This is a genomic window from Zestosphaera sp. (assembly GCA_038727705.1).
In the GTDB taxonomy this organism is placed as follows: domain Archaea; phylum Thermoproteota; class Thermoprotei_A; order Sulfolobales; family NBVN01; genus Zestomicrobium.
Window position 1 is genome coordinate 25,495 of record JAVYVJ010000003.1, and the last position, 18,126, is coordinate 43,620.

At 54.4% G+C, this 18,126-nt stretch carries 19 protein-coding genes; 7 read left to right on the top strand and 12 right to left on the bottom strand.

What is annotated here, in order from left to right; genetic code table 11:
• The first annotated feature begins 1 nt into the window (after nucleotide 1).
• The 3 genes from QW772_07260 to QW772_07270 are packed head-to-tail and all read left to right on the top strand — an operon-like array spanning nucleotide 2 to nucleotide 2,663.
• Nucleotides 2-928 (top strand): ABC transporter permease, encoded by a 927-nt coding sequence (locus tag QW772_07260; GenBank protein MEM0038704.1) that lies wholly within the window; start codon nucleotides 2-4, stop codon nucleotides 926-928.
• Nucleotides 919-1,872, top strand: a complete 954-nt coding sequence (locus tag QW772_07265) for an ABC transporter ATP-binding protein (GenBank protein MEM0038705.1) — start codon at nucleotides 919-921, stop codon at nucleotides 1,870-1,872. The genes QW772_07260 and QW772_07265 overlap by 10 nt, the downstream gene beginning before the upstream one ends.
• Nucleotides 1,869-2,663: an ABC transporter ATP-binding protein gene (locus QW772_07270; protein ID MEM0038706.1), complete on the top strand. Its 795-nt coding sequence runs from the start codon at nucleotides 1,869-1,871 to the stop codon at nucleotides 2,661-2,663. The genes QW772_07265 and QW772_07270 overlap by 4 nt, the downstream gene beginning before the upstream one ends.
• A gap of 68 nt (nucleotides 2,664-2,731) precedes the next feature.
• Here the strand turns inward: QW772_07270 and QW772_07275 are convergent, their stop codons facing one another.
• Together QW772_07275 and QW772_07280 are read right to left on the bottom strand one after the other, a co-directional pair.
• Nucleotides 2,732-4,390 carry an FAD-dependent oxidoreductase gene (locus tag QW772_07275; protein MEM0038707.1) on the bottom strand — a complete coding sequence of 553 codons (1,659 nt, stop codon included), beginning with the start codon at nucleotides 4,388-4,390 and terminating at the stop codon, nucleotides 2,732-2,734.
• A gap of 225 nt (nucleotides 4,391-4,615) precedes the next feature.
• The gene (locus tag QW772_07280; protein MEM0038708.1) at nucleotides 4,616-5,713 is read right to left on the bottom strand and encodes a radical SAM protein; all 1,098 of its coding nucleotides are present in this window, start codon (nucleotides 5,711-5,713) and stop codon (nucleotides 4,616-4,618) included.
• Between the two features lie 136 nt (nucleotides 5,714-5,849).
• Between QW772_07280 and QW772_07285 the strand changes: the two genes are divergently transcribed.
• A complete protein-coding gene (locus QW772_07285; protein ID MEM0038709.1) occupies nucleotides 5,850-7,739 on the top strand; it encodes an aldehyde ferredoxin oxidoreductase family protein in 1,890 nt (629 codons plus the stop codon).
• Between the two features lie 89 nt (nucleotides 7,740-7,828).
• Here QW772_07285 and QW772_07290 read toward each other — a convergent pair whose 3' ends face one another.
• The 9 genes from QW772_07290 to QW772_07330 all read right to left on the bottom strand — a co-directional run bounded on the left by QW772_07290 (nucleotide 7,829) and on the right by QW772_07330 (nucleotide 15,070).
• The gene (locus QW772_07290; protein MEM0038710.1) at nucleotides 7,829-8,539 is read right to left on the bottom strand and encodes a DUF72 domain-containing protein; all 711 of its coding nucleotides are present in this window, start codon (nucleotides 8,537-8,539) and stop codon (nucleotides 7,829-7,831) included.
• A 44-nt stretch (nucleotides 8,540-8,583) separates the two neighbouring features.
• Nucleotides 8,584-9,177, bottom strand: coding sequence for a FumA C-terminus/TtdB family hydratase beta subunit (locus QW772_07295; GenBank protein ID MEM0038711.1), 594 nt, complete (start codon nucleotides 9,175-9,177; stop codon nucleotides 8,584-8,586).
• Nucleotides 9,170-10,081, bottom strand: coding sequence for a fumarate hydratase (locus QW772_07300; protein MEM0038712.1), 912 nt, complete (start codon nucleotides 10,079-10,081; stop codon nucleotides 9,170-9,172). Before QW772_07300 ends, QW772_07295 begins: the two co-directional genes overlap by 8 nt.
• Nucleotides 10,082-10,139: 58 nt before the next feature.
• Nucleotides 10,140-11,657: a hypothetical protein gene (locus QW772_07305; protein ID MEM0038713.1), complete on the bottom strand. Its 1,518-nt coding sequence runs from the start codon at nucleotides 11,655-11,657 to the stop codon at nucleotides 10,140-10,142.
• Nucleotides 11,658-11,664: 7 nt separating this feature from the next.
• Nucleotides 11,665-11,877, bottom strand: a complete 213-nt coding sequence (locus QW772_07310; protein MEM0038714.1) for a hypothetical protein — start codon at nucleotides 11,875-11,877, stop codon at nucleotides 11,665-11,667.
• A 109-nt stretch (nucleotides 11,878-11,986) separates the two neighbouring features.
• Entirely contained in the window at nucleotides 11,987-12,370 is a 384-nt protein-coding gene (locus QW772_07315; protein ID MEM0038715.1) for a hypothetical protein, read from the bottom strand.
• Complete coding sequence (locus tag QW772_07320) at nucleotides 12,354-12,866, bottom strand: 3-isopropylmalate dehydratase small subunit (GenBank protein ID MEM0038716.1); 513 nt, start codon at nucleotides 12,864-12,866, stop codon at nucleotides 12,354-12,356. Before QW772_07320 ends, QW772_07315 begins: the two co-directional genes overlap by 17 nt.
• 4 nt (nucleotides 12,867-12,870) lie before the next feature.
• The gene (locus QW772_07325; GenBank protein ID MEM0038717.1) at nucleotides 12,871-14,130 is read right to left on the bottom strand and encodes a 3-isopropylmalate dehydratase large subunit; all 1,260 of its coding nucleotides are present in this window, start codon (nucleotides 14,128-14,130) and stop codon (nucleotides 12,871-12,873) included.
• Between the two features lie 22 nt (nucleotides 14,131-14,152).
• The gene (locus QW772_07330; GenBank protein ID MEM0038718.1) at nucleotides 14,153-15,070 is read right to left on the bottom strand and encodes an isocitrate lyase/PEP mutase family protein; all 918 of its coding nucleotides are present in this window, start codon (nucleotides 15,068-15,070) and stop codon (nucleotides 14,153-14,155) included.
• A 124-nt stretch (nucleotides 15,071-15,194) separates the two neighbouring features.
• Here QW772_07330 and QW772_07335 point away from each other — a divergent pair, with 124 nt between their 5' ends.
• Nucleotides 15,195-15,857 carry a helix-turn-helix domain-containing protein gene (locus QW772_07335; GenBank protein ID MEM0038719.1) on the top strand — a complete coding sequence of 221 codons (663 nt, stop codon included), beginning with the start codon at nucleotides 15,195-15,197 and terminating at the stop codon, nucleotides 15,855-15,857.
• Nucleotides 15,858-16,000: 143 nt separating this feature from the next.
• Here the strand turns inward: QW772_07335 and speD are convergent, their stop codons facing one another.
• Nucleotides 16,001-16,399, bottom strand: coding sequence for an adenosylmethionine decarboxylase (speD, locus tag QW772_07340; protein ID MEM0038720.1), 399 nt, complete (start codon nucleotides 16,397-16,399; stop codon nucleotides 16,001-16,003).
• A 200-nt stretch (nucleotides 16,400-16,599) separates the two neighbouring features.
• Between speD and QW772_07345 the strand changes: the two genes are divergently transcribed.
• Together QW772_07345 and QW772_07350 are read left to right on the top strand one after the other, a co-directional pair.
• Complete coding sequence (locus tag QW772_07345) at nucleotides 16,600-17,085, top strand: deoxyuridine 5'-triphosphate nucleotidohydrolase (GenBank protein ID MEM0038721.1); 486 nt, start codon at nucleotides 16,600-16,602, stop codon at nucleotides 17,083-17,085.
• A complete protein-coding gene (locus QW772_07350) occupies nucleotides 17,082-18,113 on the top strand; it encodes a hypothetical protein (protein MEM0038722.1) in 1,032 nt (343 codons plus the stop codon). Before QW772_07345 ends, QW772_07350 begins: the two co-directional genes overlap by 4 nt.
• Nucleotides 18,114-18,126: the final 13 nt, after the last annotated feature.

Sequence of the window (18,126 nt, forward strand, 5' to 3'; positions counted from 1 at the left end):
GATGAGCGCTGCAGGGAGTAACTCCCGACGTCCTGAGGGTCCTCCAGGGAGACCTAGCCACTGGAGGATCCTGGTTGGGAGGCAGGTTAGGAGTGCTAGGTTCAGAGTCGGGTTGATGGTGGTGATCACCATGCTCACTCTCGCACTCCTGTGTGACATCGTAGCTCCATACCCTGCGGAAGGGGCAGGCGTAGCCCCGCCGGACGCTGTAAGCAAGATCTTACTACCTCCGTCGACCGAGCACCTGTTCGGAACTGACGGGATGGGGAGGGACCTCTTCTCGAGGGTTGTCATGGGAACGCGGTCGGCGTTGCTGCAAATACTCGTAGTGGTTTCAGTTAGCTTGGTGATGGGGCTGGCTGTCGGGGTTATCTCAGCATACTTCAGAGGGGTGGTTGAGATGGTCATAACATACCTCACGGAGCTCTTCATGAGCATACCTGCTATAGTGCTCGCCCTGTCCTTCGCGATAACTATTGGCAGGGGGCTCACGACCGTTGTCTTAAGCCTTGTGGTGACTTGGTGGTCTTGGTATGCGCGGATAGCTTATGTTTACGCACGTAGCATCGTTGAGATGGATTACGTCACATTGTCCAGGCTCAGTGGGCTTAACCCCCTCAAGATAGTTTGGAGGCATGTGGTTAGGAACGTTTACCCGCCCGTGGCTGTCCAGGCGATAACTGACATGGGTAGCGTCCTCCTGGAGGCTACCGCCATAAACTTCCTCAGCCTGGGCGTCCCCCTCAACTCGCCTGAGTGGGGTGTGATCATGTACGAGGGTAAGGACGTTCTCGTGACCGCACCCTGGGTGACCATTTTCCCCGGCTTATTCCTTCTGATTACCGCACTGGGGTTCAGCCTGCTCGGGGACTCGCTCAGGGAAGCTCTAGACCCAAGGCTCAGGAGGAGGTGGAGGCTGTGGTTCTAGCCGTTAAGGCGACCAGGTTGAGCATAGGCTATCTGGACGAGGACGAGAAGATACTGTGGGTTGTTAGGAACGTCTCGTTCGAGGTCTCTGAGGGCGAGATCTTCTGCTTAGTTGGGGAGAGCGGTTGCGGAAAGTCCACGACGGGCAACGCGGTAGCCGGGATACTCCCACCGCACGCCGTGGTGGACGGCGGGCTACAGATACTCGATCGCCCGGTGATTCAGGACGGTAGGATGAATTACAATGGGGTTAGGGGAAGGCTCGTCTCCTACGTCCCGCAGAACCCTGGAACAGGGCTTAACCCCTACTACACTGTAGAGGATCAGTTCTACCACGTCCTGAATAGCCTCTATGGGTGGGATAGGAGGAGGACGTCCGAAGTCGCCAGGAACTACCTGACGCTTGTAGGCCTCCATCCAGAGCGCGTCTTGGACTACTACCCTCATGAACTGAGTGGCGGGATGCAGCAGAGGGCGGCCATCGCGTTAGCACTGTCCACAGGGGCTAGAGTGGTCGTGGCGGACGAGCCTACTTCATCCATAGACGCTAACTTAAGACTTCAGCTGATAAAACTGCTCATGGATCTGAGGAACTCTCAGAAAGTCACCCTCTTCCTCATAACGCACGACATCATTAGCGCGGGGAAGATATGCGATACCATAGCGGTCATGTACGCGGGGAAGCTTGTTGAGGTCGGGAGGGGCTCCGAGGTAGTTACTGAGCCTCTACACCCCTACACCAGCATGCTCGTTGACGCTGCACCCGTGCTCGGCTTCAAGAAGCCCCTGAGATCCGTCCCCGGAGAGCCCCCTAGACCTGGGACTGAGGTCGAGGGCTGCTCATTCCGCCTCAGATGCCCCTGGGCTTTCAGCAGGTGTGTTGAGACACCACCCAGCACTAACGTATTCGGGAAGAGAATCGAATGCTGGAGGTACGTTGAATGATGGTGAACAACGGGACGGTAGTTGACTTGAAGGGGGTCACCGCCGGTTACCTGACGGCGGCGAGGGGGTGGAGGTCCCTGAGGAGGAGGGTGAACATAGTGTTGAATAATGTCAGCCTTAAGGTTAGTGACGGTGAGAGGCTCGCCATAATAGGGGAGAGCGGATCAGGTAAGTCAACCCTTCTTAAAGTGATTCTTGGGTTGCTTAAGCCTCTAAGGGGAGGGGTCACCGTCCTCGGTAAGGAGATATACACGCTACCGTGGAGTGAGAGGATAAAGGTTTTGAGGGCTATTGGTTACGTTCCTCAGGATCCTTACAAGGCTCTTAACCCGTCACTAAGGGTCATGCACTCCCTTATGGAGCCTCTTGAGGCCTCGAAGATTCGGAATCCGGAGGGCAGGATATCGGAGGTTCTGAGGCTTGTTCAACTGCCTGAGGAGGTTATGGACTACTATCCGACCGACTTGAGCGGTGGCATGAGGCAGAGGATATTAATAGCTAGGGCGGTCATACACGATCCTGAAATACTTGCCCTCGACGAGCCGACTTCAGCTCTCGACGTCTCGATCCAAGCGCAGATAATAAATCTGATTAACGACCTTCACAGGAAGCTTAACCTCACTGTGATGGTTGTGACACACGATCTGGGTGTGGCTCAGTACCTAGCGGATAGGGTGGTGATACTCTACAAGGGTGAGGTGGTGGAGGAGGGGTCTTTCGAGGATGTGCTCCATAATCCAAGGAACGAGTACACGAAACTCCTCATCAGGAGCTACAGAGCAAGCATATAGTCTGGCGTCCCTCACTTAGAGGCGCCCGGCCCCCTACAGCACGGTGATGCTAACTCACCTTGTGTGTGTCAACGGTTCCACACGTCTGTATTCGCGTAGGTTGAGGTGCTGCTGGATATATATAATGTCACTGCGTCGCTGGGGCACATCGCCATGCAGGCAGGCCTCAGCCCACGGTCCCTCAGCGGCTTACATAAGTCGCAGTTCACTACACTCCCGCCCCTTATCCTTATGGCTTTGACGGGGCATGAGTGCATGCAGTCCAGGCAGTTATTGCATTTAGTGTAGTCTATGAGGATCTCGCCGAGGGGGCCTCTGCGGATTGCGTTCCTCTTACATGCTGAGACGCATTTAGCGTTGCTACAGTGCATACACGCTGTGGGGAAGACCAACCCCTCGCCGGTTTTCTGGATCTTAATGAGTGACCTGCCCTCATGCACAAAGCTACAGACGTTGCTACAGGTCTCACAGCCGATGCACTTCCCGTAGTCAAACACCCTCAGGAAGGGCGCTGAACTCAAACACCTGCCGGCGTCAACCCCAGCATTAACTCCAAGGAACCTGCACAGAGACCCCTCAACACTGCCGTCCCACCTAACAAACTCTAGCACAAGCTCCCTGACGGGGGAGGACTTAAGGATCTCACCAATGCTTGGCATTTCGCCTGTGAGCATTAAGTCTAGGGACCTGGCGGCCCTCAGAGCGCTGTCGACAGCGAGTCCTATCTTCGTAGGGCCTGAGACGACGTCCCCGGCCGCGTATATGTTCGTCTCGGGCACCCTGTAGTCCTTCTCCACCATAATCCTCCCATCAGTCCCTAAGTATCTCACCAGCATCTCACTGCCCGCCGGCGGGGTGGGGAGCTCGCCGACGGCGGTCACGACTAGGTCGGCCTCCAGCGTAAAGCCAGTTCCAGGGATCGGCACGGGCTTCGGTCTGCCGGTCTCGTCCGGCTCCCCTAACCTCATCCTAGTAAACTCCACGGCCCTTGCCTCACCACCCTCAGCAACTATCCTCGTCGGTTGGGCCAGTTCAATGAACTTAACACCGCGTTGCGAGAGTTCCTTGATTCTGTAGGATCCTGCTGGAGCTTCTTTGATCGTCCTCCTGTAGGTCAGGTAGACCTCCTCAGCCCCCTTCATGAGGGCCGTCTCCGCAGCGTCGACAGCGCTTAATCCCGCCCCGACTACGACGACCCTACCTACACACCTCACATCATATGAGGCATAACCGAGCTCAGCGAGTTTTATTCTGTGGAGGAATTCCAGGGCGGACAGCACGTTCCGCGATTCCTCGCCAGACACGTTGAGATGACGTGACCTCCAGGTGCCTGTGGCTATGAGCACAGCACTGTACCCGCTGACTAACTTCTCAATGTCGACTGCATCGACAGCGAACTCATCGCCCTCGTCACGAGACCGGCTTGATCCAGCCTTCCTCCTCAGGTGGAACTTAACGCCGAAGTTCCCCTCCAGATCCCTACAGCCCTCGAGCACCCTCTCCGGACGTATGCGGTGGCTTGGGATGGCGAATGTCATCAGGCCGCCTGGTGCGGGGAGCTTATCGTATACATCTACCTCGTAATTCCTGCAGGCTAAGTAGCCTGCGGCAGAAAGGCCGGCCGGGCCGGCGCCCACGACTGCGACGCGTTTACCGAGAGACGATGACCGCGCCGCGGAGAGGAACGCGAACTTCAAGAACACCACTCCCGTGGACACTATACCCATTAAAAAGTTTGGGTAATGCAATAAATAAACCTTAAGTTTTCCGTATTTCGATTTTCTGTGTGTATCCATCAATGACTCTGAGCCCACCTGGAATTCCTTGCAGGCATTACTGCTTCGGGGGTACGTGGTCTTTGAGATATGAAGGTCTAACCATCAGAGTGGATTATGTGTGAGATGGCCACACGCTTAAATCATTAAGTCTAAATGCAGTTACTTGTACTTCGCCTAGAGAGGGCAGTGGGTCAGTCCATGGTAGAATGGGCAGTGACCGCATGTTGGGGTGTTGCCTAGACAGTCGCTCTCGTTGCTTCGTGTTCTGTCACAGTAATCGACTAGCTTGCAGACGAGGCATGACGGCATCTTCGAGAAGCTCAGCTTGTAGAACATCCTTGAATATCTCCCCCTCCAGATCTCGGTTAGGGGTTCGCTGGCCGCGTCGCCCAGTACCACCTCGTGTATCCTTCTTGAAATGCCGAAGAGCCCTGTCTTCCAGGTGCGTGAGTAGTAGATGCATGGTGACACTAGGCCGTCGTATCTGATGAACAGCGTTCTGCTCGACGCGAAGGGACATACCCGCTGAATCCCCGCAGGGTATGAGGGCATGGAGATCCTGACGCTGAGTTCAGGTATTTCACCCTTAACCCTGCTGACGCTCCCCTCAAACAGTTTAACGCATTCTGAGTCGCTGAGACAGTCCAGATCGTCTTCCCTGGATAGAGGTACATAGTAGCTGTAGACGACCTCATTGACGCCGGCCTCCCTAGCCAGCGCTAGCAACCTACCCGCTTCACTAGCGTTTACTCTATTCACAGTGAACAGGAGTTTCACGTAAGGCCTGGTGCTGCCGCCCACTCGTTTGAACCTAAACAGTTCCCTCAACCCGTTGAGGACTGAAGGCAGGTCCCCGCCAACCCGTATCTTGCTGTACAGCTCTACCGTGGGGGCGTCGATACTTAGGGCGAGCTCGTCCACATTCTCCGCAATAACTCTCGACAGCTCTAGGAGTCTAAAGCCGTTTGTGTTGAGCACTACCTGAAGGCCGTGTTTCCTGCAGATCCTGATGATCTCTTCGATTTCAGGGTGGGTTGAGGGCTCCCCCCAACCCGTCAGGGCAACTCTCCTTACCCCGGCGCTAACTACATTCCTCAGCACTCTTCTGAAGATATCCATCTCCATATGTCCTTCGTTAAACCTCACTGCACTCTTCCTGAAGCAGTGAACACAGCTGAGGTTGCATGCAGTCGAGATCTCGAGGGCCACCTCCCTCGGATGTGACTCAGCCCTTAACCTAACAATCCAGTCACCGGTTACGATCTCGTTCACGGACCTCACCCACAGAACCTAGTAGTGCGTTTTCCTGACCGAAGGTCTTTACTAAATATTTACTGCGGTTCGCGGGTTAAAATTTAAATTTTATGTTGTAATAACTATACTGCACCGTAAACTGCGGGGATCAGTTATGCCCGCTGGAGGTTATATGGGTAGAGTCCTCAGAGTCAACCTAACGGAGGGGAGGGTAATCTACGAGCCGCTGCCGCCTGATGAGGTTCTGAGGAAGTGGGTCGGTGGTAGAGGGCTTGGCGCGTACTACATGCTTAGGGAGGTTGACCCGCGCGTGGACCCGTACAGCCCGGCCAACAAGGCGATAGTTGCTACGGGGCCGCTCACCGGAGTGACGGGCATACCATCCTCGGGCAGGTGGTGCTCAGTAACTAAAGCACCTCTAAATATGACGTTGCATGACTCACATAGCGGTGGGAAGTTCGGCCCGGAGCTAAAGTTCGCGGGTATTGACGCGGTGATAATTGAGGGCGCTTCTGAGAAGCCTGTATACCTCTGGATCCACGACGGCAAGGCTGAGTTGAGGGACGCTAAGCACCTGTGGGGTAGGGACACTCACGACACGACCGACACAATCAAGGATGAGCTGGCGTCGGAGGTAGGGCCTGACGAGGCTAGAGAGATCAAGGTGGCCTGCATAGGCCCTGCCGGTGAGAACTTGGTTAAGATAGCGAACATAATCAACGACAAGTCAAGGGCGGCTGGGAGGGGCGGGCACGGCGCCGTATGGGGCTCTAAGAAGTTTAAGGCGATTGCTGTCAGGGGCCACATGAGACCTAAAGTGGCTGACGAGGAGAGGCTTGAGGAGGTCGCCGCTAAGTCTATGGAGTTGGTGAAGAAGTCCCCTGTGACGGGTGAGGTCCTCCCGAAGTACGGGACAGCTGCGCTGGTCAACGTTATAAACGCTCACGGCGCCTTCCCCACCAGGAACTTCCAGACCGGCGTGTTCACTGAGGCGGAGAGGATAAGCGGTGAGAGGATAGCCAGTGAGATAATGGACTGGAAGAAGGCTGAGGAGGAGAAGTGCTGGGGCTGTGAGATAGGCTGCGCACGCTACACTAAGATTGTGAAGCCGCCCTTCACCGGCGAGGGAGGGGGTCCAGAGTACGAGACTGTGTGGGCCCTCGGGGCGGCGACGGGTACTGGAGACCTTGCAGCAGTCTCGAAAGCCAACTACCTCTGCAATGAGCTTGGATTGGACACGATATCGGCCGGCGTAACTATAGGGACCCTGATGGAGCTGGTTGAGAAGGGCAGGGTGCCTGCAGAGAGGCTCAGAGGGTTGAGGGTTGAGTGGGGGAATCCTGAGGCCCTGGTCGAACTTGTGTGGAGGACAGCATATCGCAGTGGCGTAGGGGACGACCTGGCTGAAGGTGCGGCCAGGCTGGCCAAGAAGTACGGCATGCCCGAGGCAGCGATGGTAGTTAGAGGGCAGGAGCTCCCGGCCTACGATCCCAGAGGCGTTCAGGGGCACGGTCTCGCGTACGCCACCAGCAACAGGGGAGGTTGCCATCTGAGGGCATACATGATAGCGCCTGAGATCCTGGGCGTGCCTCAGCTCCTAGACAGGTTCGAGACTAAAGGCAAGGGGAGGTGGGTTAAGAACTTCCAGGACGTCTTCGCCACCCTAGACAGTCTCGTGGTGTGTAAGTTCGTCACGTTCGCGTACTGGTCCGACGTAATGGCTGAACAGCTCTCGGTAGTGACGGGCTGGGACGTGACTGTCGAGGAGTTTGAGAAGATAGGTGAGAGGATCTACAATGCTGAAAGGGTGTTCAACATAGCCTCATTCGGTGATGGCGAGGCGTACGACACACTGCCTAAGAGGCTTCTCACGGAGCCCATGCCCGAAGGACCTAGTAAGGGCTACGTAAACAGGTTAAGCGAGATGTTGCCGGAGTACTACGAGGTCAGGGGATGGGTTGGGGGCAGACCTACCAGAGCAAAGCTAGAGGAACTTGACCTGAAATGGCTTGCCGACAAGCTGGAGGGACTGCTCCCGAGTTAAATCGGTACACAATCCCCTTTTTCCTCCAAAACGGCACAACGCCTAATCATTCCTTATGTTTTTCACTCACAGACGTAAGGAAGCGACCGTTAGCCCTGAGTTCGGGTGAACTTAAGCATGGCCAGCATTGCTCTAGCATCCTCAAGCATCCAGTGATCATTGTTGAAAAACACGTAAACACGATCAGGACTTAAGCTGGATATACCCTCAACCAGCTCCGCGAGTTCCTTAAGGCTGTAATCATAGGCATACCACACCCTACGACCGTGTAGTCTCAAGTACACACTGTCGCTGGATCTAATTAGCCATGACACTGTCGGGGAATCCACGGAGACTAGGGTCAGTCCTAGTTCACGTCCCCACTCAGCGACCTCCTCAGTGAAGCATGTTGGGTGTCTGAACTCGACGGCAAACCTCCCGTTGAGTCCCGTCTCCCTGTAGAAAGTCTTAACTCTATCCAGGAGTTCATCACGGCATGAGAAGTTCGGAGGTAGTTGGAACAGGAAGAAGTCGATAAGCTCCTCCATGGGTTTGAAGAGTTCGTGGAATTTAAACCACGTGTTGAGGGCTTCATCACTGAGCTTGCGTGTGTGGGTCACGCTCCTGTGTACTTTAATAGACCACCTAAGCCCCTCACCCCTTCGAGACCAGCCTAGGACTTGATTCCTGTACGGGAATCTGTAGAAACTTGCATTAAGCTCTACGGCGTTAAGGTGTGAGGATCTGACATACCAGTCCAGAGTCCCCTCAACATTCCAGTCATAGACCCACCCGCTAGTCCCTACGAAAGCTTTAAACATTCAACACCCGTGTTATACTTAGTTAAGAGGCATTAATTCGCTGGTCACAGCCTCTCAACCGTCGACTTCAGGAGGGTGGGTACCCTGGACCTGGCTACTTTGACCACGTCCTCCGTCAGGTTCCCTCCTTGAGTGTCTATAGCTACTATCAGAGGCCCGAATTCTCTAACCCTAAGCAACCAGAGGGCCTCCGGAACTCCTAGATCCAGCCACTCGACATCGAGCACTTCCTCAACAGCTGAGGCGCCGAGAGCCCCGCAACCGCCAGGGAATATAGTGTATACCGCCTTAAACCTCTGGCAAGCCTCAGCAGTCCTGCGTCCCATGCCTCCCTTACCTATGATTAATTTGATCCCCGTCTTCTCGATGAAGACGTCCTCATAGTACTCCATCCTCATGCTCGTGGTAGGGCCTATGGATTGGCAGACCCACTTACTTCCCGACCTCACCATGACGGGGCCGGCGTGAAGTATTGCCAAACCCCTCAGATCCACAGGTAACGGAAGACCTTCTACAAGGAACCTTCTGTGCACTGCGTCCCGGGCTGTCACCACGACACCGCTAATGTAGATGACATCACCTACCTTCAGTTCGGACACAACATCGTCGGTCGTGGGAAGATTTATAACCCTACTCAAGGATTGCACCTCCGTGAGTCAGCACCTGGTGGCTCAGGTTCGGGAAGACCCTCAACCACCCCTTCCTAAGGGCCCAGCATGCAGTGCTAACTCCGACCGCAAGAGTGGCTGGGTGTCTCCCAGCGTACTCCACATGAACTGCTAGGGCGGTGACCCTACCGCCGAGTCCTTGAGGGCCTATCCTTAATTCGTTAATAGCCTCTACAAGTCTCTCCTCAAGCATGGCTATCCTGGGGTTGGGGTTCCTCAACCCTAAGGTCCTGAGGAGCGCCTTCTTAGAGAGGAGGGCGGCGATCTCTACGGTGGGTCCTAAACCAACCCCCACCACCAGCGGCGGGCATGCCGGCGGGCCGTACTCTGCGATGGTGTTTAACACGAACTCGGCAACACCCTCCAAACCCAAAGCAGGGTCCAGAACCCTCGCCGAACCAGGTCTGCTCGAACCTCCTCCAGCCATGTAGAGCCGGAGGTCAACGTAGTCGACGCCAGGAAGTAACTCCACCTCCACCCACGGATGTCCTAATCCCGTGTTGTCCCCGGTATTCCGGCCCGTGGCCGGGTCGACCACGTTAGGTCTTAGGAAACCCTCGCCCGTAGTTCTCACCACAGCCTCCCTAACGGCCTCAAGGAGGTCGCCCGCATGCGGGAAGCCATTGCCCAACCCGATGAAGAACTCCAGCACGCCGGTGTCCTGGCAGAGGGGTACGTTCTTGCGGGCAGCCACCTCCAGATTCCTGAACATCGCTTCGTAAACCAGTCTAGCGTGTGGGGAGTTCTCAAGCCTGGAGGCGCTCGCTAGGGCGGGGATCACGTCGTCAGGCAGCCTAACAGCGACGAGGGATATGAATCTGGAGATTAGGTTGATGAGCTTCTCATACACAGGCTGGGAGGGACTCAGAAGCATCACCTCGGAATATAATTTACGAAGGGATGTATTAAAGCCTTGCATTTAAGGCGAAAAATTAGGTGATTTGCTCCACGCTTAGGACGTTCTTAGCGTAGCCCACTTCATCCGGCTTAGCAGTGAGCCTGCTGACGATGAGGCATATCAAGACGTTTATGATGAGCCCTATTATGCCTGCGTGCAGACCCTGGTAGGTTGTGTAGCCTGTGAGCGAGAGCGTTATGCCGACGACGGCGCCTACAGTCATGCCGCTTAAAAGCCCCTTGACGTTGACCCAAGGTATGTAGAGACCCAACACTATGGCTGGGAAAGCTTGAATCAGTCCTTCAAACTTTATCTCAGTCCACCTCCATATAGTGGCTCTGGGCTCTATGACTATCGGTATGGCCAGCAATGCTATCAGCGCTAGGAGCACTCTGCTCGCTAGCACGATCTCCCTCTCACTCGCTCTGGGCTTGAACGCCCTGAAGACCTCCCTCAGTACTGTCACGCTTATCGCTATAGTAGTGGTTGCTGCGGTGGAGAGGGTTGCTGAGAGTAGCGCGAGCATCCACAACAGCCCCAAGGCCTTGGCGGCAGGGTCCACCGGTGCAGCCTTAACCACGAGCAACGGCACTATCCTCTCACTCTCCATAGTTCCGAGACCCGGTATTATAGCTGCTCCGCAGACCCCTATGAGGACCAGCGACATGGCTGTTAGCAAGTAGAAGTACGGTGTGAAGATGAGGGTCCTCTTGTATGTGGAGGGGTCTTTAGTCGCCAGCAGGTGCTGGAGGATGTGTATGTAAAGCGGGGCCCCCGCCCCGACCAAGAATATGGTGCTGAACCAATTGACTATCGTCGTGAAGCTCGTAGGGGTCGATATTAGGGCGGGCTTCTTGCTAGCCAGGGTGGTTACGGCGTCCCCTATACTGCCGAAGTCCTTAGTCACTAAGATGAGGGTTCCCATGAGGCCCACGAGCATGGTGAGCCCCATGATGGCGTTTGCCAGTGCAGTGCCTCTAAACCCCCCCAATATAGTGAAGATTATCACACCAACTACGAAAACCACAACCATATACATGTATGGGATCATGCCGGCTGAAACCACCTCGCCCAGGTAACCCATGGCTATTGCCTGCTCAAAGAACTGGACGAAAGTGCCCCACACCAGAAACACCAGGGTTAGGACGGCCAGGGCGTTGAGCATCCACTTCTTCTCATAGCCGTACCTTAGTCTGATGAAGTCCATAGGGGACGTGAGTTTCCTAACGGTCGAGATCGGTATGAGTCTGGCCGCCAAGATTATCGTGAAGGGGAGAATGGTTATCATGAACGTCGGGTACATGAGGAATACGAAGCCCGACCTGTAACTACGTGCAGCATAACCTATGAAGGAGTTACCGCTGTACTGCGCTGCGTAGAGACTTAAGCCCAGCACAACGTAACCCAACACCCTGCTGGCCAGGAAGAAGTCGTAGACGCTTGTGCCGATACGCTTCCTGTAGGAGTAGTATCCTATCAGTATCAGGAAGCCCACGAACAACACTGCCGCTATAGGGGCTTCAATACCGAATGCAGGCTGTTGATCAGCCAAAGCACTCTCACCTCCAGAGCTTGTGAGCGCTTACGGTTATGAAAACCGCGTAAAGGACGCTGACGAACATTATGGTCAACACCCAGAGAGGTAAACCAGCCACTATGGGTTCATAGACTCCCTGCGGGAAGTACCAGGGCACGCTAAACAATATAAGCAGTAACCACACGACCCAGAACACGGGGCTTTTGGCAGGCTCTCTGGCTGGGCTGCGTACCAAGGAGAGACACCCGGGATGGTTACCTGGACCGAGCGTATAAATACAGATCCTAACATGTTTAGCCTGAAGATATGTTGAAATTTAAAAAGTATATGTCAGGCAGGAGTGGTTAACAGGAGCCTCTGGGGAAAGGCCTCCTCCACTCAATCTTGACCCCTAGAAGCTCCTCCACCTTATGGAGTATTGCAAACACCTCCTTGAACGTGAGCGTTGTATTACGTGGTTGCCTCCTAACCACGACCTCAAGCTTGCCGTCTAGGATCGGGTCCTTAATCAGTTCCACCTCCCTGCCGTCCACTAAGGTCTTGAGGGAAATCTTCACACCGAACTTAGAGGGTCCGTAGAGCTCCGCCATCAATGGATTCTCATACTCCTTATGCGGCAGTGTGTCCTTAGAGATCACTATGTACTCTGTGGGGGCGTCAGGATGGCAGTACTTCCTGATATTCAGGAGTTCATTATCAAGCTTCCTGTAGTTATTGCACTCCCCCATGTCGGAGTTCCTTCCTAAGTCTCTCTATGAGACCTCCGGCTTCGATTATCTCCAGAACCTCCCTCGCGATGGGTTTGAACTGCATGACCTCGCCTGAGGCCAGCACGATTACGCCGCCCTCCAGGTCTATCACAAGTCTCTCGCCGTCGGTGACTCTTTGACTCACGCCGGGGGCTTCGACCACCAACAAGCCCCTGTTTATCGCGTTCCTATAGAATATCCTGGCGAAGGACTCCGCGACCACTGCCTTGACGCCGGCGCCTAGGAGTGCGAGCACGGCGTGCTCCCTGCTTGACCCGCAGCCGAAGTTCCTCCCCGCCACAATCAAGTCCCTCTCCCTGAGCCTGCTGGGTATGCTCGGATCCAAGCCCTCAAGAGCGTGCTTCCCTAACTCCCTCGCATCCGTTAAGGTGAGATATCGCCCAGGCACTATCGCATCCGTATCTACATTATCCCCTACAACCAGGACTTTACCTTCAACACGCCTCAAGCCCATATTCTCACCCTAAATAACGTCTGGGGTCGGCTATGCACCCCTCCAGAGCGGAGGCAGCCACAGTGACCGGCGAGGCTAAGTAGATCTTAGCCTTAGGAGACCCCATCCTACCTATGAAATTCCTGTTAGAGCTTGAGATCACCACTTCATCATCACCCGCCACACCTAAATGCCCGCCGAAACACGCTCCACAGCTGGGGGGCGTTACGACGGCGCCAGCATCCAGTAATATCTGGATTAGACCGTCTTGAAGAGCCCTCACAAACACCTCTTTAGATGCTGGAGTCACTACGAGCCTAACGTCCTTCGATATCCTCCTCCCCTTAAGTATCTTCGCAGCTGCTAGGAGGTCCTCATACCTTCCGTTGGTACACGAGCCTATGAAGGCCGCGTCAATCCTAACACCTTCAACGCTTGACACCGGGGCAACGTTTGCCGGACTGTGAGGCTTAGCGACCATCGGCTCCAGGGTGCTCAGGTCTAATGCGAGATGCGGGCTCTCTACCTTGGCAGGTCTTAAGTAGTTTAAACTACTTAAGTCTAGGGGTGTGTTGAACCTCCTCATGTAATCTATCGTAACCTCGTCGAGAGGGAATATGGCGTTCTTAGCACCACACTCAACACTCATGTTGGCGACGGTGAGTCTGTCGCTCATGCTCAGTGTTCTGAGGCCCGGCCCGCTGAACTCTAGGGCCTTGTAGTTCGCTCCCTCCTGACCCAGAGCCCCTAATATGCTCAATATAACGTCCTTACCGCTAGAGTAGTTGGGTAACATCCCGTCAAGCCTCACGTACAGTGGTTCAGGAACCTTAAACCACAGTCTGCCTGTGAGTATTGCGTACGCCGCCTCGGAAGAGCCTATGCCAGTTGAGAAAGCTGCGAGAGCGCCGTATGTGGTCGTGTGGGAGTCCGCACCCACTACCACTTCCCCAGGCTTCACTATCCCCTCAACCATCACCTGGTGACACACGCCCTCGCCCACGTCGAAGAAGTTTGTGACACCATTGGCTCTGGCGAACATCCTGAACCTCCTGTGTATGTTTGAGGCAGGGGTTGATGGGGAAGGGCTGTAGTGATCTAGGAAGATGTAGAGGCTTTCGGGCTTCGGGATCTTTGCCTTTAGATCGTCTATTAGATCCAGCGTTATAGGTCCTGTAACGTCGTGGATCATTACTTTATCGACCGCAGCGACTACAGTCTCGCCGACCTCGACGCGATCCCTGCCGGATGCTCTCGCCAGTATTTTCGCAGTTATTGAGTCCATGGTTCCGTTCACCACGTCCTTCCTACACTATTCTCCGAGGACCTCCCCTGTACATTAGCTCTAACATCTTCTCCGGGAGGTACCTCTCCTCCATCTCCCTGAACTTACTTATTTCGACAATCTTAGCGAACTCGGGGAACGTTATCAGCTTGTCCAGGTACTCTTTGGCCGTGCCTTTCTCCTTAAGTATTGCCAGTGTCTCAAGCATTGCCTTAGCGGCGGAGTACAGCGCCGTCAGCGGGAATATGACTATCTTGAACCCGAGCTCCTCAGCCTCCTTGACGGAGACCAGGGGGGTTCTGCCGCCCTCGATCAAGTTCAGCATCAGAGGCGCTTTAACCTCTTTAACAGCCCTCCTCATCTGATCCAGATCCTCGAACGCCTCGATGAATATGTAGTCTGCTCCGGCCTTCCTGAACTCCTCAGCCCTCTCTATGGCCTCATCTATCCCGGCCACCGCTATCGCGTCCGTCCTGGCTCCGATCACGAAGTCGGGGTCCTCCTCCTTCCTGGCATCGCTGGCGGCAGCGATCTTTCCCACCATATCCTCCCTGTCTACTATGCGCTTCCCGAACATGTGCCCACACCTTTTAGGCCATACCTGGTCCTCTATGAAGAGTCCTGCAGCACCCGCCCAGATGTACTCCTTAACGGTTCTGTACGCGTTGATGGGGTTTCCGTAGCCCGTGTCCGCATCTCCTATGACCGGCACGCTCACTGCCCTGGCTATTGAGGCAACCCTACTCACCATCTCCCCAAAACTCACCAGACCTATGTCGGGCATCCCTAGTAACGATGCTGCTGTGCCATATCCCGTATGTATTATAGCTTTAAACCCTACCATCTCTATTATCTTAGCGCTTAATGCGTCGTAAGCACCTGGCATAACTATGACTCCAGGCTCGCTAAGCATCCTCCTAAATATTGTTGACTTCCTCATGCAAACCACACGTTAGGAGAATCAACAGTCCTATTAAAAATAGCTCCTAACCTGTTTAGCTTAAGTTTATTAGTTCAGTAACTCAGATGAGCTCGGGGACTGTTTGAACAGATGTGGGGCTTCATTGGACTATGCCACCATCAAAGTAGCTCATTATGGGGACCTGCTCACTGACTTCACTAGCCGACACAACGTGATCCTTCTGCTCCCTCAGCTCAGCCTCATCGACGGCTACAGCCACATAATTTTGCAGATAATACCCTCTAAGAAGGACAGGATCAGCAAGTTCCTCGACATTAGCAAGAGCTACGCCGACGTCAAACATGCGGAAGTATTTAACGTCCCTGGACTACCGCAGGTCATACTCCTCACTAAGAGGAACTACGGCGTTCTGAAAGCAATCCATAAGGTAGGGGGTGTTAGGGCAGGGCCTGTAGTAGTGGAGCGTGGATTCAAGCACTTCCCCGTCCTCATACCGCGCTATAGCAAGTCCAGAGTGCTCAAGTACGTGGAGGACTTCTCGCCCTGCGACGTCAGCGCTAAGCTCCTGGAGTCACGGACAACGTTCGGAAGCATCTTGCCGCCATCGCTGTCGGAGTACGAGTTGCAGGTCCTCCGAATAGCCTTCGAGGAAGGTTACTTCGAGTGGCCTAGGAGGGTGAGGTTGGAGGATCTAGCTTCGAAGATGGGCATCTCAAAGGCGACGGTCGCCGAGCATTTGAGGAAGGCGCTGAAGAAGGTTTTGAGCACCTACATGTCAGCTTCCTTGCTCATGGAGTCGAGGTGAGGACGGATCAATCAATCCCTGCGCATTCACCATCCAATGGTGAAGGGCCGCGTTCGAGTTATTGGTGGTGTAAGCTACGTCACGCTCCTTCCTTAGGGTTCGTAGGGCTTTGGACGCATCTTAAGACGGATCTTCTGAGGCCCTCAGATTAAGGATCTGTCAGCAACTTTAAGCTCATACCGCCTGGCCTTCAGCGCCTTCGCTATGTGTTTGAAGGACTTAAGAGGATCTGTATGCCTGCCACAGGAGTAGACGTCTACGGTGGCGAAGCTGTACTCAGGCCATGTATGTATTGATATATGTGACTCTAGGATGATGGCGATCACGCTCACGCCGGGCATCATGTGCCAGACTCTGACGTCGAGGAGCGTCATGTTGCCTACCTGAGCCGCTTCAACAACCACTTTCCTCAGGTAGTCGGGGTCGGAGAGAAGCTTTGGGTCGCAGTTATGGAGGCTCCCGTAAACGTGTCTGCCGTAAACTCTAAGGTCAACGTTTTTTCCATCTTCACGCTTAAGCATGCTGAGCCCGGCCACCGCCATCACCCTCTCTAGATATCTTGGGAACCCCTTATAAGTTTAACCCCCTATATCCCTCCCCTTAATGCCTTGATATAAAAACTACATTATAATATAGAACCCTTATTGAATTTTTATAATAAAGTTTTTTAATTATTTTATTTGACGGAAGCTTAGCTCTGGGTAGCATATAAAATCCCTGTCTATATAAGGTTTGACGGTGATTGAGGACGATAATCACAGGACGTGAAATGCTTGAGTATGTGAGGGGAGTGCAGGATGCCGAATCTCAGCTTCAGCCGGCCGGCATCGACCTACGGGTTTCACAGGTCTTCGTGTTCAGGAGCTGTGGTGAGGTAGGGTTTCACGAGAGGAGGCTGCCGGAGGTCGAGGAGGTCACCCCCAATGAGGGGTGGTGGGTTCTGGAGCCAGGTCCTTACAAAATCAGGTTCGCCGAGGTTGTTGAGCTGCCCGAGGATGTCATGGCCCTCTGCTTCCCCCGCTCAACCCTACTTAGGTCTGGAGTGATGGTTGCGTGTACTGTGTGGGATCCTGGGTATGTCGGCCGTGGGGAGGCTTTAATGCACGTTGTGAACCCCTACGGAGTTAAGCTCGGCGTCAACTCCAGGGTGGTGCAGTTAATCTTTATCAGGTTGGCCAAACCTCCTGAGAAGACTTACGAAGGCTTCTACAAGGGTGAGAATCTATGAGCGGTGTCGGGGTCAGCATGCACAGCCTTGGGGATCTAGGATCCGCGGGGATCTCGACCTCCTTTAGGATAAGGGTTTGTGAGGTAGCTCTCGGCACGGCGGCCCCGGTTGTGAGGAACGCCCTGAGGGCATTCCCTGAAGACGACTTCACAAACCCGGAGTACTACCCTCCTAAGGAGGCTGACGCTGAGTCCGTTCTCAGGTACTTCATATTCATGGTAGCCGTTGACCACAGGACGAGCAGGATGAGACCGTTTGAAGCTCGTGTCGGTTCAAGGCTCTACCACGGAGCCGATCTCCTGTACAGACTAGGATCCAAGAAGTTCTCTGAAGATCCTGAGTTCTTCTCCCCACAGAGGATGGCTAGAGTTAGTGTGGATGATGTTCTTGACTGGCTCTCTGTGAAGGGGGGTGATGAGGTCGTTGGCTTGTGGGATCCGGAGGTACGGGCTGACCTTCTAGCGGACTTAGGTTCAGGGCTTGTAAGGTGGTTTGGGGGTTCCGTCAGTGGGATGGTTAAAGCAAGCGGCGGCTACTTGAGGAGGGGGTGCGGTCATGGGCTAATCTACATAATGAGGAGGTTCAAAGCCTATTCAGACCCGGTTGAGAAGAAGGTGCACCTCTTCGTTAAGTTCGTTGAGAGGAGGGGATTGCTCGGCATTGTCGACCCGTGGAATAAGGAAGTGCCGGTCGACAACCACCTGACTAGAATAGCCCTCAGACTGGGTTTAGTACTGCCTGAGGAGAGCATGCTCGTGAAGATAAGGAGCAGAGCCCCCTTCACCTGGTCTGAGGACGTGGCGCTAAGGCTCGCGGTAAGGACTGCGTACAAGAACCTCTCGAGAGTGGCCGGTGTAGACCCCCTCCGGCTGGACGACTTCCTGTGGTACTTCGGCAGGAAAGTCTGCACACGTGAGGCTCCGGCATGTTTGATGAATGCAACGTGCCCGCTAGCCGACGTATGCCCGAGCCGCGGGGTTCAGGAGGCGCTGACGGAGCATTATTACCTCGACACCTACTACTATTAGTGGTGCTGTTGTA

Bases quoted from the DNA above. Each gene is read 5' to 3' on its own strand.
- QW772_07260 (MEM0038704.1), top strand. From the start codon at position 2: ATGAGCGCTGCAGGGAGTAACTCCCGACGTCCTGAGGGTCCTCCAGGG.
- QW772_07270 (MEM0038706.1), top strand. From the start codon at position 1,869: ATGATGGTGAACAACGGGACGGTAGTTGACTTGAAGGGGGTCACCGCC.
- QW772_07275 (MEM0038707.1), bottom strand. From the start codon at position 4,390: ATGGGTATAGTGTCCACGGGAGTGGTGTTCTTGAAGTTCGCGTTCCTC.
- QW772_07285 (MEM0038709.1), top strand. From the start codon at position 5,850: ATGCCCGCTGGAGGTTATATGGGTAGAGTCCTCAGAGTCAACCTAACG.
- QW772_07290 (MEM0038710.1), bottom strand. From the start codon at position 8,539: ATGTTTAAAGCTTTCGTAGGGACTAGCGGGTGGGTCTATGACTGGAAT.
- QW772_07300 (MEM0038712.1), bottom strand. From the start codon at position 10,081: ATGCTTCTGAGTCCCTCCCAGCCTGTGTATGAGAAGCTCATCAACCTA.
- QW772_07315 (MEM0038715.1), bottom strand. From the start codon at position 12,370: ATGGGGGAGTGCAATAACTACAGGAAGCTTGATAATGAACTCCTGAAT.
- QW772_07320 (MEM0038716.1), bottom strand. From the start codon at position 12,866: ATGGGCTTGAGGCGTGTTGAAGGTAAAGTCCTGGTTGTAGGGGATAAT.
- QW772_07325 (MEM0038717.1), bottom strand. From the start codon at position 14,130: ATGGACTCAATAACTGCGAAAATACTGGCGAGAGCATCCGGCAGGGAT.
- QW772_07330 (MEM0038718.1), bottom strand. From the start codon at position 15,070: ATGAGGAAGTCAACAATATTTAGGAGGATGCTTAGCGAGCCTGGAGTC.
- speD (MEM0038720.1), bottom strand. From the start codon at position 16,399: ATGGCGGTGGCCGGGCTCAGCATGCTTAAGCGTGAAGATGGAAAAAAC.
- QW772_07350 (MEM0038722.1), top strand. From the start codon at position 17,082: ATGAGCGGTGTCGGGGTCAGCATGCACAGCCTTGGGGATCTAGGATCC.